8 protein-coding genes are annotated in these 13994 nt (G+C 65.8%); all 8 read left to right on the plus strand.

The window, feature by feature from the left end:
* Positions 1 to 56: 56 nt before the first annotated feature.
* Entirely contained in the window at positions 57 to 1052 is a 996-nt protein-coding gene (locus CSQ99_RS23740; RefSeq protein WP_176561188.1) for an alpha/beta hydrolase, read from the plus strand.
* A gap of 129 nt (positions 1053 to 1181) precedes the next feature.
* Positions 1182 to 2261, plus strand: coding sequence for an esterase family protein (locus CSQ99_RS23745; protein WP_099041455.1), 1080 nt, complete (start codon positions 1182 to 1184; stop codon positions 2259 to 2261).
* Positions 2262 to 2426: 165 nt separating this feature from the next.
* Complete coding sequence (locus tag CSQ99_RS23750) at positions 2427 to 3311, plus strand: alpha/beta hydrolase-fold protein (protein WP_176561190.1); 885 nt, start codon at positions 2427 to 2429, stop codon at positions 3309 to 3311.
* Between the two features lie 157 nt (positions 3312 to 3468).
* Positions 3469 to 3870 carry a DUF732 domain-containing protein gene (locus CSQ99_RS23755; protein ID WP_245909054.1) on the plus strand — a complete coding sequence of 134 codons (402 nt, stop codon included), beginning with the start codon at positions 3469 to 3471 and terminating at the stop codon, positions 3868 to 3870.
* A gap of 58 nt (positions 3871 to 3928) precedes the next feature.
* Positions 3929 to 4936, plus strand: coding sequence for a carboxylesterase Culp6 (gene culp6 / locus CSQ99_RS23760; RefSeq protein WP_099041457.1), 1008 nt, complete (start codon positions 3929 to 3931; stop codon positions 4934 to 4936).
* Positions 4937 to 5099: 163 nt separating this feature from the next.
* Positions 5100 to 6989 (plus strand): long-chain-fatty-acid--AMP ligase FadD32, encoded by a 1890-nt coding sequence (gene fadD32, locus CSQ99_RS23765; protein ID WP_099041458.1) that lies wholly within the window; start codon positions 5100 to 5102, stop codon positions 6987 to 6989.
* A gap of 17 nt (positions 6990 to 7006) precedes the next feature.
* Positions 7007 to 12442 (plus strand): polyketide synthase Pks13, encoded by a 5436-nt coding sequence (gene pks13, locus CSQ99_RS23770; protein ID WP_281258508.1) that lies wholly within the window; start codon positions 7007 to 7009, stop codon positions 12440 to 12442.
* Positions 12439 to 13989, plus strand: coding sequence for an acyl-CoA carboxylase subunit beta (locus CSQ99_RS23775; protein ID WP_099041460.1), 1551 nt, complete (start codon positions 12439 to 12441; stop codon positions 13987 to 13989). The genes pks13 and CSQ99_RS23775 overlap by 4 nt, the downstream gene beginning before the upstream one ends.
* Positions 13990 to 13994: the final 5 nt, after the last annotated feature.

Raw genomic sequence — 13994 nt, forward strand, 5'->3', positions numbered from 1 at the left:
GGCGATACATAGCTCGCGGGGACCGCCGGGTATGCGGCGCCTGAACTCACGAACGGATGGTAAGAGCTGTGCGAACCTGGCTTCGCCGTGCGATCGCGGCGGGTGCCGCGGTCCTGACGATGCCTGCGATCGCGGCTGTGTCCAACGTCACACCGCCGGCGGGCGCCTTCTCCCGCGAGGGTCTGCCCGTCGAGTACCTCGATGTGTACTCGACATCGATGGGCCGCAACATTCGCGTGCAGTTTCAACCCGCGACGGGCGCGCCGACGACTGAATCCGCCAAAGCCGTCTACCTGCTCGACGGCTTGCGTGCGCGCGACGATTACAACGGCTGGGATGTCGAAACCCAGGCCTTCGAATGGCTTTTGGACTCCGGTGTCGCCACCGTCATGCCCGTCGGCGGGCAGTCCAGCTTCTACACCGACTGGTATTCACCGTCGAGTTTCAACAACCAGCCCTATACCTACAAATGGGAGACGTTTCTCACCAGCGAGCTTCCGTCGTGGCTGGCGACCAACAAGCAGGTCTCCCCAACCGGTAACGGCGTCGTCGGGTTGTCGATGTCCGGCGGTCCAGCGCTGATCCTTTCCGCTTATTACCCATCGCAATTCCGCTACGCCGCATCACTTTCAGGCTTCCTGAACCCATCGGCGCTGTTCATGCAGCAGGCCATTCGCGTCGCGATGCTGGACGCGGGCGGCTACAACGTGGACAACATGTGGGGCGCTCCATGGGACAACGCATGGAAACGCAACGACCCGATCAGGCAGGTCTCGCGCATCATCGCCAACGGCACCCGCCTGTGGATTTACTGCGCACCGGGCGGCGCGACCCCGCTCGACGTGAACGCAGATCCGGATCAGGCGTTCAGCGCGAACAGCCTTGAATCAATGGCTCTCAAGAGCAATTTGGATTTCCAAACGGCCTACGTGGAGGCCGGGGGTAATAACGCCACTTTCGAGTTTCCGCCCGCGGGAAATCACGCGTGGCCGTACTGGGGAGCGCAGTTGCAAGCCCTGAAACCAGACCTGATCGCAACCCTCAAGGGCTGAGGAGCGACCAGGGACGATACACGCCGAATAGAGGTACCACAGCAATTTGTGGTTGACTGCAACCGCAACGCGGCGGGGTCCATCGGACAGGTTCCGCGTGCGGCATACGACAGATGGGATAGATGAAGCATGAAGTTCGTTGGCAAAATCCGTGGCGCGTGGGTGCGCCGGCTCGCGGCTGTGGCGCTAGCCGCAGCAGTGTTGCCCGCCCTCGTCAGCGCCGTCGGTGGCTCGGCGACTGCGGGCGCTTTCTCTCGTCCGGGTCTGCCGGTCGAGTACCTCATGGTTCCGTCCGCAGGGATGGGACGTGACATCAAGGTTCAGTTTCAAAACGGTGGGCCGAACGCGCCTGGCGTCTACTTGCTAGACGGCCTTCGCGCCCGCGACGACTTCAATGGATGGGACATCGAGACCGCCGCATTCGAGTGGTACGTCGATTCCGGTCTCGCGGTGATCATGCCGGTCGGTGGCCAGTCCAGCTTCTACAGCGACTGGTACAAGCCGGCCTGCGGCAAGGCGGGGTGCTCCACGTATAAGTGGGAGACCTTCATCACCCAGGAACTTCCGGGTTACCTGGCCGCGAACAAAGGCGTGAACCCGAACCGCAACGCGGCGGTGGGTCTTTCGATGGCCGGTTCGGCCGCGATGACGCTCGCGATCTACTACCCGCAGCAGTTCCAGTACGCGGCTTCGCTTTCAGGCTTCCTGAATCTGTCCGAAGGCTGGTGGCCGATGCTGGTCAACATGTCGATGGGTGACGCGGGTGGCTACGACGCCAACGACATGTGGGGCGCAACGGAAGACCCGAATAACGCGTGGGAGCGCAACGACCCGATGGTCAACATCGGTCAGCTGGTCGCCAACGGCACCCGCATCTGGGTGTTCTGCGGTAACGGCAAGCCCGCCGATATCAACGGCACCGGCATCCCGGCCGGCGACAACTTCAACGCGGAGTTCCTCGAGAAGTTCACGTTGCGGACCAACAAGACGTTCCAGGAGGAGTACATCGCCGCGGGCGGTAAGAACGGCGTGTTCAACTTCCCGGAGGCCGGTACTCACAGCTGGGAGTACTGGGGTCAGCAGCTCAACCAGATGAAGCCCGACATCCAGCGCGTGCTGGGTGCCACGCCGCAGCCGAGCACTCCCGTCGGCGGAACGGCCGAGGGCGCGGTTGAGGCCCAGCCGGCATCGGCTGAATCCGGCGGTTAATTGACCCGTTCGTCGGAAAACGACGGATGCGACTGAAATAACGTAGTCGGCGGCGGCGATCCTTCGGGGTCGCCGCCGTCGGTCATTTCCGCAGCGCCCCGTCGTGCCGGTGTGATTGACTTCTCGCGCGGGGACCAGCCGGACGAGGGTGAAATGGGGCAGTTGATGCGTGGCGTGATTCGGACGATCCTGACCGTGGTGCTGACTGCCGGGCTTTGGGGCGCCGGCACGTCCGTGGCGCCCACCGCCAAGGCCGACGTCGAGATGCTGATGGTTCCGTCAGCGGCGATGGGCCGCGACATCCCCGTCGCATTCTCCGGTGGCGGTCCGCACGCCGTCATCCTGCTCGACGCGTTCAACGCCGCCCCCGACGTAAGCAACTGGGTGACGGCCGGCAACGCGATGGCCACCCTCGGCGGGCAGGGCATCTCGATCGCCGCACCCGCAGGCGGTGCGTGGAGTATGTACACCAACTGGGAGCAGGACGGCAGCAAGCAGTGGGAGACGTTCCTGGCGACAGAACTGCCGAACTGGTTGGCCGCCAACAAGGGGCTGGCACCGGGCGGTCACGGCATCGTAGGCGCCTCACAAGGCGGATATGGCGCGATGGCGATGGCCACGTTCCACCCGGACCGGTATCGCTTCGCCGGATCTCTTTCGGGATTCCTGGCCCCTGAGCGGACCGGAACCGACGGCGCCATCACCGCCGGTCTCCAGCAGTTCGGCGGCGTCGACACCCGCAACATGTGGGGCCTGCCACAGCTGGGCCGCTGGAAGTGGCATTCGCCGAACGTCCACGTGCAGCTTCTCTCGGACAACAACACCCGGCTGTGGGTGTACAGCCCGACGACCGGCGGATGCGACGCCCCCGCGATGATCGGCTACTGCGATATCGCCGCGGGCACGAACAAGGAGTTCTACCAGCACTACCGCTCCGTCGGAGGCGCCAACGGACACTTCGACTTCCCAGCAAGCGGCGGCAATGACTGGGGTGCCTGGAGCGGACAGCTCGCCGCGATGTCGGGAGAACTGGTCGCCACGATCGCGTAGGCGCGCCGCGACCTGCGCTCTCAGGTTCCCCCTAGGTATCAGCCGGTACCTTGGAACCGTGCAGCTCTCGGTCAGGCGAAGGGTCGGTTCGACCCCACTTTCCGGATGGTTGGCAACCTCAGCGACGACACTATTGGTGGCTTCGATCCCAGCGTTGATGACCGGATGTTCCGGTAACGACGTGATGGCCACCATCGGTATGCCCACATCCGAGACGGAAACCGCGCACGGCGATGCCGGCGCGGCCTCTCCGGGACCGGTGCAGGCGGGCGGACAGTCCAACGCACTGGTCGTGACGGCGCAACAACGCCAGTACCTCGATGCGCTGAGCGCCGCGGGGGTGAAGCCGTCGAGCAACCTGGCCGCCCTGTCGATCGGGTCCTACGTGTGTCAGGCCCGCGCGGCCAAGCAGACCGACCACGCGGTGTGGGACTTCGTGCTGCCGTTGGTGCGCAGCGACGTCCGCGGTGACCATCTATCCTCGGTTGCGCCGTCGGCAGCCGACGTCAACTCAGCGACTGCCGAGTACATTCGCATCGCGACCGAACGACTCTGCTAGCAGTCGCGGACAACGCGCACACAGACCACCACAGCACGCGAGGAGCAAGAGAAACCCCATGCCCAAGACCACTCGGCGGAAACGTCACCGCATACTGGGGCTCGTCGCGGCGGTGGCGGTCGCCCTGGTCGTGGTGCTGGTCGTGGTGCTGGTGTGGGTGTGGCAGCGGTCGCCGGAGACCCCGCCGGGCGCGCAACCGCCCTCATCGGCACCGGGAGGCATACCGTCGACGGGAAAGAAGCCGCGTCCCGAATTCCAGGACGCCAGCTGCCCCGACGTGCAGTTGATATCGATCCCCGGCACCTGGGAGTCCTCGCCACAGCTCGACCCGTTCAACCCGACCCAGTTCCCCATCGCGCTGCTTCTCAACGTCACCAACCCGTTGCGCCAGCAGTTCGATGCGGGCCGGCTGGAGATCTACACGGTTCCCTACACCGCCCAGTTCCACAATCCGTTCGCCGCCGACAAGCAGATGTCCTATAACCAGAGCCGCGCCGAAGGTTTCGACGGGGCGGTGCGGGCCATGACGGACATGAACAACCGATGCCCGCTGACCAGTTACGTGCTGGTCGGCTTTTCGCAGGGCGCAGTGATCGCGGGCGATATCGCAAGCGATGTCGGCAACGGACGCGGCCCGGTCGACGAGGACCTGGTGCTTGGGGTGGCGTTGATCGCCGACGGTCGTCGCCAGCCAGGCGTCGGCCAGGATGTCGGTCCCAACGCGCCGGGCCAAGGCGCGGAGATCACCTTGGACGAGGTGCCGATGCTCAGCGAGCTCGGCCTGGACATGACCGGACCGCGACCGGGCGGATTCGGGATGCTCAACAACCGCACCTATGAGATATGTGCGACAGGCGATCTGATCTGTTCGGCGCCCGAGTCGGCCTTCAACATCACGCAGCTACCGAGGACCCTCGAGGTCCTCAGCGGCGGTGCGGGACAGCCGGTCCACGCCATGTACAACACGCCGCAATTCTGGAATCTTGATGGTGCTCCGGCCCCGCAGTGGACACTGGGCTGGGCGCAGAGTGTGATCAATAACGCTCCGCACCCAAAACATGGCTGACCTGTAACCGCGGAGATTTGGACTGCGTCGACCGGTCGCCTAACATTAAGAGAAAACTAAGAGCGATTTCCGACCGCCACCCACCCCGGGCTCGAGACCGGGTCAGACGGATCATGTGTGATACGGCATCAAGACATGTGTGCCTTTGAACAGGAGAGTGAGAATGGGGTTTCACAACCCGTTCCTGAAAGACGGACTGATCAAGTTCCCGGATAACGGCAGCGTGGTCAAGCACGTCGAAAAGTGGGCCAAGGTCCGTGGCGATAGGGTCGCCTACCGCTTCCTCGATTATTCCGTTGAGCGCGACGGTGTCGCGCGCGAGCTGAACTGGGCGGACTTCGGCACCCGCAACCGCGCGATCGCCGCCCGTCTGCAGCAGGTCACCGAGCTGGGCGACCGAGTGGCGATCCTGTGCCCCCAGAACCTGAACTACGTCGTCGCCATGTACGGCACCCTGTATTCGGGTCGCGTCGCGGTGCCGCTGTTCGACCCCTCGGAGCCCGGCCACGTCGGACGGCTGCACGCCGTGCTCGACGACTGCCAGCCGTCGGCGATCCTGACCACCACGGAGTCCGCGGAGGGCGTTCGCAAGTTCTTCCGCAGCAGGCCCGCCAAGGAGCGTCCGCGCGTCATCGCCGTCGACGCGGTGCCCGATGAGGTAGGCGCCACCTGGGAGCAGGTCGACGTCGCCGTCGACACAGTCGCCTACCTGCAGTACACCTCCGGGTCGACCCGCATCCCGACCGGCGTGCAGATCACCCACCTCAATCTCGCCACCAACATCGTCCAGATCATCGAGGCACTCGACGGCGAGGAAGGCGACCGTGGCCTTTCATGGCTGCCGTTCTTCCACGACATGGGGCTAATCACGGCCATGCTGGCGCCGATGCTCGGGCACTACATCACTTTCATGACCCCGGCGGCGTTCGTTCGCAGGCCCGGCCGTTGGATCCGCGAAATGTCGCGCAAGCCCGACGACACCGGCGGCGTGATCTCGGTGGCCCCGAACTTCGCGTTCGATCACGCCGCGGCGCGCGGGCTGCCCAGGGACGACGAACCGCCGCTGGATCTGTCGGTGGTCAAGTGCATTCTGAACGGCAGCGAGCCGATCTCGGCCGCGACCGTCCAGCGATTCAACGACGCGTTCGCACCGCACGGCTTCAAGCCGCAGGCCATCAAGCCGTCCTACGGTTTGGCCGAGGCGACCCTGTTCGTCTCGACCACTCCGATGGGCGACCACCCGAGGATCGTCTCCGTCGATCGCGACGCGTTGAACACCGGCACGTTCGTCGAGGTCGATCCCGATTCGCCGAGCGCTGTCTCCCAGGCAGGTGCGGGCAAGGTCGGCGTCGCGGAGTGGGCAGTGATCGTCGACGCCGAATCCGCCACCGAGCTCCCCGACGGGCAGATCGGTGAGGTCTGGATCAGCGGCCAGAACATGGGCACGGGCTATTGGGGCAAAGAGGAAGAGACTCGCGAGACTTTCCAGAACATCCTCAAGTCGCGGACCAACCCGTCGCACGCCGAGGGCGCGACCGACGACGCCACGTGGGTACGCACAGGTGATCTCGGAGCGTTCTACGACGGCGAGCTGTTCATCACCGGTCGCGTCAAGGATCTCGTCATCATCGACGGCCGCAATCACTATCCGCAGGACCTCGAGTACTCCGCGCAGGAGTCGACCAAGGCGTTGCGGGTCGGGTACGTGGCGGCGTTCTCGGTGCCGGCCAATCAGCTGCCCGACGAGGTATTCGACAACTCGCATGCCGGCCTCAAGCGCGATCCCTCTGACTCGTCAGAGCAGCTGGTGATCGTCGGCGAGCGGGCTCCTGGCGCGCACAAGCTCGAGATGGCCCCGATCGCCGACGACATCCGCGCGGCCATCGCCGTGCGTCACGGAGTCACCGTGCGTGACGTGCTGCTCACCGCGGCCGGCGCGATTCCGCGTACCTCCAGCGGCAAGATCGGCCGGCGGGCCTGCCGCGCCGCGTATCTGGACGGCAGTCTGCGCTCAGGCAAGATCGCCAATGATTTCCCCGACGAGACTGACTGACAACCGACTTTTTGAATATGGCTGATATACAGGACGATTCGCAGCAGCAACCGGAACCCGATGTCGCCGCCGGGGCGGCTCCAGCGCGTACCGACGTCACGGTGCCGGAGCTGCGCGAGTGGATGCGCAATTGGGTGGCCAACTCGACGGGTCAGTCGCCCGATGCGATCAACGAGAATGCGCCGCTCATCGAGTTGGGCATGGCATCGCGCGACGCCGTCGCGATGGCCAGCGATATCGAGGACTACACCGGGGTCACCGTCACGGCCATGATGGCGTTCCGCCATCCGACCATCGAAGCGCTGGCGACCGTAATCGTCGAGGGTGAGCCGGAAATCGACGACGTCGCAGGCGGCGAGGATTGGTCGCGCCAGGTCGATGAGGACACCGCGAACATTGCGATCATCGGCATCGCCACCCGCTTCCCCGGCGACATGGACACCGCGGACGGGACGTGGCAGGCGCTGCTCGACGGGCGCAGTGGCATCAGCGATCTGCCCGAGGGACGCTGGGAGGAGTTCCTCTCCGAGCCGCGGATCGCCGAACGCGTTGCCAAAGCCCGCACCCGGGGCGGCTACCTCTCCGATATCAAGGGTTTCGACGCGGAGTTCTTCGCCCTGTCGAAGATGGAAGCCGACAACATCGACCCCCAGCAGCGGATGGCGCTCGAATTGACCTGGGAGGCACTCGAAGACGCCCGGATCCCGGCGTCGAGCCTGCGCGGTCAGAAGGTCGCGGTATACATCGGCTCGTCGAACAACGACTACCAGTTCCTGGCCGTCTCGGACCCGACCGTCGCCCATCCGTACGCGATCACCGGCACCACCAGCTCGATCATCGCCAACCGGGTGTCCTACTTCTACGACTTCCGCGGACCGTCGATGGCTATCGACACCGCCTGCTCGAGCTCGCTGGTCGCGGCGCACCAGGGCGTTGCGGCGTTGCGCACCGGTGAGGCCGACGTGGCAATGGTGGGCGGCGTCAACGCGTTGATCACCCCGCTGGTGACCATCGGCTTCGACGAGGTCGGCGGCGTGCTCGCACCCGACGGCCTGATCAAGTCGTTCTCGCAGGACGCCGACGGCTACGCCCGCTCCGAGGGCGGCGGCATGCTGGTGTTGAAGCGGCTGGCCGACGCACGCCGCGACGGCGACGAGATCTACGCCGTGATCGCAGGCAGCGCCGTCAATCACGACGGTCGCTCCAACGGTATGCTCGCCCCGAATCCGGACGCGCAGGCCGAGGTTCTCCGCACGGCCTACAAGGACGCCGGTATCAACCCGCGCGACGTCGACTACATCGAGGCGCACGGCACCGGCACCATCCTCGGCGACCCGATCGAGGCCGATGCGCTCGGACGGGTTGTCGGACGGGGCAGGGACGCCGACAAGCCGGCTCTGCTCGGTGCGGTGAAATCCAATGTGGGACACCTGGAGTCGGCAGCGGGCGCGGCCAGCCTGGCGAAGATGGCGCTCGCCCTGGCCAACGACAAGATTCCGCCGTCGATCAACTACAGCGGACCCAACCCGTACATCGACTTTGACGCGGTGCATCTGAAGGTCGCCGATACCGTCACCGATTGGCCTCGCTACAGCGGACACGCGATCACCGGTGTCTCCGGCTTCGGCTTCGGCGGCGCCAACGCGCACATGGTGCTGCGCGAGGTACTGCCAAGCGATCTCGTCGAACCCGAGGCCGAGGAACCGATCGTCGAGGCGACGGCCGCGCCCGCTGAAGCAACCGCTACCTTCCCCCGCAAGCGGGAGGTGCCCCCAGTCGGCGGTGTGCGGCTGGACGAATACGGCGAGTTCATCGACGACGACGACGACGATGACGACGACGCGCTGGACCGGTCCGTCCATTCGGACGATGAAGAGCCCGAACTACCCGGTCTGACCGACGAGGCGAAGCGCCTACTAGAGGTCGCCCGCGAGGAACTCGAGTCTGGCGAACAGCCCGCTCTGCTTGTGCCACTGGCAGTCTCGGGATTCCTGACATCACGCAAGAAGGCCACGGCCGCGGAACTCGCCGACTGGATCGACAGCCCGGAAGGCCGTGCGTCGTCGCTGGAGTCCATCGGCCGCGCGCTCTCGCGGCGCAACCACGGACGCTCCCGCGCCGTGGTGCTGGTCCACGACCACGACGAGGCGATCAAGGGCCTGCGTGCGGTGGCCGACGGCAAACAGCACCCCAGCGTGTTCAGCGCGGACGGTCCCGTCACCAACGGACCCGTGTGGGTACTGGCCGGATTCGGCGCCCAGCATCGCAAGATGGCCAAGAGCTTGTACCTGCGCGATGAGACCTTCGCCGAGTGGATCAACAAGGTCGACGCCCACGTGCAGGACGAGCTGGGGTACTCGGTCGTCGAGCTGATTCTCGACGATGCGCAGGACTACGGCATCGAGACCACGCAGACGGTGATCTTCGCGATCCAGGTCGCTCTCGGTGAACTGCTGAAGTCGCACGGCGCCAAACCCGGTGCAGTAGTGGGTCAGTCGCTTGGCGAGGCGGCGGCGGCCTACTTCGCAGGTGGCCTCTCACTGGCGGACGCCACCCGCACGATCTGCTCGCGCGCCCACCTCATGGGCGAGGGCGAGGCCATGCTGTTCGGCGAGTACATCCGGTTGATGGCGTTGGTGGAGTACTCCGCCGACGAGATCGAGACGGTGTTCAAGGACACTGAAGCTTTCAAGGACCTCGAGGTGTGCGTCTATGCCGCACCGACCCAGACGGTCATCGGCGGCCCGCCCGAGCAGGTGGACGCGATCATCGCGCGTGCCGAATCGGAGGGGAAGTTCGCCCGCAAGTTCCAGACCAAGGGCGCGAGCCACACCACTCAGATGGACCCGCTGCTTGGTGAGTTGGCCGCAGAGCTGCAGGGCATCGAGGCGCACCCGCTGAACATCGGCTACTTCTCGACGGTGCACGAGGGCGGTTACATCCGGCCAGGCGGCGATCCGATCCACGGCGTCGACTACTGGAAGAAGGGCCTGCGGCACAGCGTGTACTTCACGCACGGCATCCGCAACGCCGTCGACAACGGCCATACGACTTTCCTTGAGCTGGCACCGAATCCGGTGGCGCTGATGCAGGTGGGCCTGACGACCGCCGCGGCCGGGTTGCACGACGCGCAGCTGATCGCGACGCTGGCGCGCAAGCAGGATGAGGTCGACTCGATGACCTCGGCCATGGCCCAGTTGTTCGTCTACGGCCACGATCTCGACTTCCGAACTCTGTTTCCCCGGGGTTCGGGCAGGGCTGATTTCGCAAACATCCCGCCGACCAGGTTCCGGCGCAAGCCGCACTGGCTCGATGCCCGCTTCACCGGTGACAGCTCGATCATGATGCCGGGCAACCACGTCGCGATGCCCGACGGCAAGCACGTCTGGGAATTCGCTCCGAAGGGTGAGCCGGACCTCGCCGGACTCGTCAAAGCCGCGGCGGCGCAGGTGCTTCCAGGTTCCAAGCTGATCGCCTCTGAGCAGCGGGCGATGCCAGGTGCCGGTGCCCGCCTGGTGACCACGTTGACGCGTCACCCGGGTGGCGCCAGCGTGCAGGTGCACGCGCGCATCGACGAGTCGTTCACGCTGGTCTATGACGCCGTGGTCAGCCGCGATGGCGCGGCCGCCGCGCTACCTTCCGCGATGGCAACGGGAGTGGCTGTCGCACAACAGGTTTCGGCGGCGCAGCTCGTCGAAGAAGAAGACGACGCTGAGATTCTCCAGGACAACCTCACCGCGGGCGCCGGTCTCGCGGCGGGCTTTGCCAAGTGGTCGCCGGACAGCGGGGAGAGCATCGGCCAGCGGCTCGGCACGATCGTCGGCAGTGCCATGGGTTACGAGCCCGAGGATCTGCCGTGGGAGGTGCCGCTGATCGAGCTCGGCCTTGACTCGCTGATGGCGGTCCGGATCAAGAACCGGGTCGAGTATGACTTCGACCTGCCGCCGATCCAGTTGACCGCAGTGCGCGACGCCAACCTGTACGCGGTGCAGAAGCTGATCGAGTACGCGATCGAGCACCGCGACGAGGTCGACCAGCTCGCCGACTCGCAGAAGGGGCAGACTGCCGAGGAGATCGCCGCCGCGCAGGCGGAGTTGATGGGCGGAGCGACGACGGTCGCCGAACTCGAGGCAAGGCTGGCCGAGGTGGCGGGGGAGCAAGCCGCCGTGCTCAGCGGTGCGAATGAGGTGACCGCGACAACTCCGGTGGCGGATCCGCAGGCGGAGCCCTCGACCCAGGATGAGACGCCGCTCCCGCCGCCGCCGACCGATCCCCGAGGCCCGCAGCAGAATGCCGGACCGTCGCAGTCGACGATGGCCGCAGCGTCCAAAGTGCTGACCCAGGAGGCGGTGACCGCGGCGCTCGGCTCGGACGTGCCGCCGCGCGACGCCGCGGAGCGGGTGACCTTCGCGACGTGGGCGATTGTGACCGGCAAGTCGCCGGGCGGAATCTTCAACGACCTGCCCGAGGTCGACGCCGCCACCGCGGCCCAAATCGCCGAACGCCTCACCGAACGTGTCGACGAGGGCACCGTCACCGCCGACGACGTGCGTGGCGCCAAGACCGTCGAGGCGCTGGCCGCCACGGTTCGCGACTATCTCGAGGGCGGCAAGGTCGACGGATTCGTGCGCACCCTGCGCGCCCCACAGGAAGGGGCCAACGAGATCCCGGTGTTCGTGTTTCATGCCGCCGGTGGATCGACTGTGGTGTATGAGCCGCTACTCAAGCGGTTGCCGGCGAGCACACCGATGTACGGCATCGAGCGCGTCGAGGGCACGATCGAGGAGCGGGCCGGCGAGTACGTGCCCAAGTTGATGGAAATCAACGGCGACCGCCCGTTCATCCTGGCCGGCTGGTCGCTGGGAGGCGTGCTCGCCTACGCCTGCGCGATCGGTCTCAAGAAGGCCGGCGCCGACGTCCGCTTCGTCGGCCTCATCGACGCGGTGCGGCCGGGGGAACCGATCCTGCAGACCAAGGAGGAGACTCGCGCCCGCTGGGACCGCTACGCCCGGTTCGCCGAGCGCACCTTCAACGTCGAGGTGCCCGAGATTCCCTACGAGGAACTCGAGGCGCTCGACGACGAGGGTCAGGTGAAGTTCGTGCTGGACATCGTGAGCCAGAGTGGGGTGCAGATCCCCGGCGGCATCATCGAGCACCAGCGGACGTCGTATCTGGATCAGCGGGCCATCGATCTCGCGGAGATCCAGCCCTACGACGGCCACGTGACGCTGTACATGGCCGACCGGTACCACGACGATGCGATCTACTTCGAGCCCGCATACGCCACCCGCAAACCGGACGGCGGTTGGGGTGAGTTCGTCTCCGAGCTGGAAGTGGTGCCCATCGGGGGTGAACACATCCAGGCGATCGACGAGCCGTACATTGCCAAGGTCGGCGCCCACATGAGCGAGGCGCTCAACCGCATCGAGTCTGAGGAGAAGCAGGCGAAGTGACCACCAAAACCACCGCGGAGCTGCTCGCCGACCTTCACGAGAAGCTGGAGTTGGCGAAGGAACCCGGTGGTGAGAAAGCCATCGCCAAGCGTGCGCGCAAGGGCATTCCGAGTGCCCGCGCCCGCATCCACTCGCTGGTCGACCCGGGCAGCTTCCTGGAGATCGGTGCGCTGGCCAAGACTCCGGGGGACCCCGACGCGCTCTACGGCGACGGTGTGGTCACCGGACACGCCACCATCAACGGCCGGCCGGTCGGCGTCTTCAGCCACGACCAGACGGTGTTCCAGGGCTCGGTCGGCGAAATGTTCGGCCGCAAGGTCGCCAAGCTGATGGAGTGGGTGGCGATGGTCGGCTGCCCGATCATCGGCATCAACGACTCCGCCGGGGCGCGCATCCAGGACGCGGTGACGTCGCTTGCGTGGTACGCCGAACTCGGCCGCAGACACGAGATGCTGCGCGGCCTGGTACCCGAGATCTCGCTGATCTTCGGCGCGTGCGCGGGCGGCGCGGTGTACTCGCCGATCCAGACCGACCTCGTGGTCGCCGTGCGCGATCAGGGCTACATGTTCATCACCGGCCCCGACGTGATCAAGGACGTCACCGGTGAGGACGTCACGCTCGACGAACTCGGTGGCGCCGACAACCAAGCGCGCTACGGCAACATCCATCAGGTGGTCGAGTCCGAGGAAGCCGCGTTCCAGTACGTCCGCGAATACCTCAGCTTCCTGCCCGCCAACACTTTTGACGACGCGCCGATCGTCAACCCGGGTATGGAGCCGGAGCTGACGCCGCACGACTACGAACTCGATGCGATCGTGCCGGACGCGGACAACCAGGCCTACGACATGATGGAGATCCTGCTTCGGATCTTCGACGACGGCGACGTGTTCGAGGTTGGCGCGCAACGCGGGCAGGCGATGATCACGGCCTTCGCCCGGGTCGACGGCCGTCCCGTCGGCGTGATCGCCAACCAGCCCATGTACCTCTCGGGCGCCATCGACACCGAAGCCTCCGACAAGGCGACGGCGTTCATCAGATTCTGCGACTCGTACAACACGCCTTTGGTTTTCGTGGTCGACACCCCGGGGGCGCTGCCCGGCGTCGAGCAGGAGAAGGGCGGCATCATCAAGCGCGGCGGACGGTTCTTCAATGCCCTCGTCGAGGCTGACGTACCGAAGATGACCGTCATCGTCCGCAAGGCCTACGGCGGCGGGTACGCGGTGATGGGATCCAAGCAGCTGGCCGCGGACCTGAACTTCGCGTGGCCGACCGCGCGCATCGCGGTGATCGGTGCCGAGGGCGCGGCACAGTTGCTGGTGAAGCGCTTCCCGGATCCCACCGCACCGGAGGTGCAGAAGATCCGCGCCGACTTCATCGAGGGCTACAACCTCAACATGGCCACTCCGTGGATCGCTGCCGAGCGCGGTTACATCGACGCGGTCATCCAGCCGCACGAAACCCGGCTGCTGCTGCGCAAGTCCCTGCGGTTGCTGCGGGACAAGCAAATTCAGCGGGTACAGCGAAAGCACGGCCTTACGCCGATTTAGCCCGG

It is taken from the genome of Mycobacterium neglectum, assembly GCF_002591975.1.
Taxonomy (GTDB): domain Bacteria; phylum Actinomycetota; class Actinomycetes; order Mycobacteriales; family Mycobacteriaceae; genus Mycobacterium; species Mycobacterium neglectum.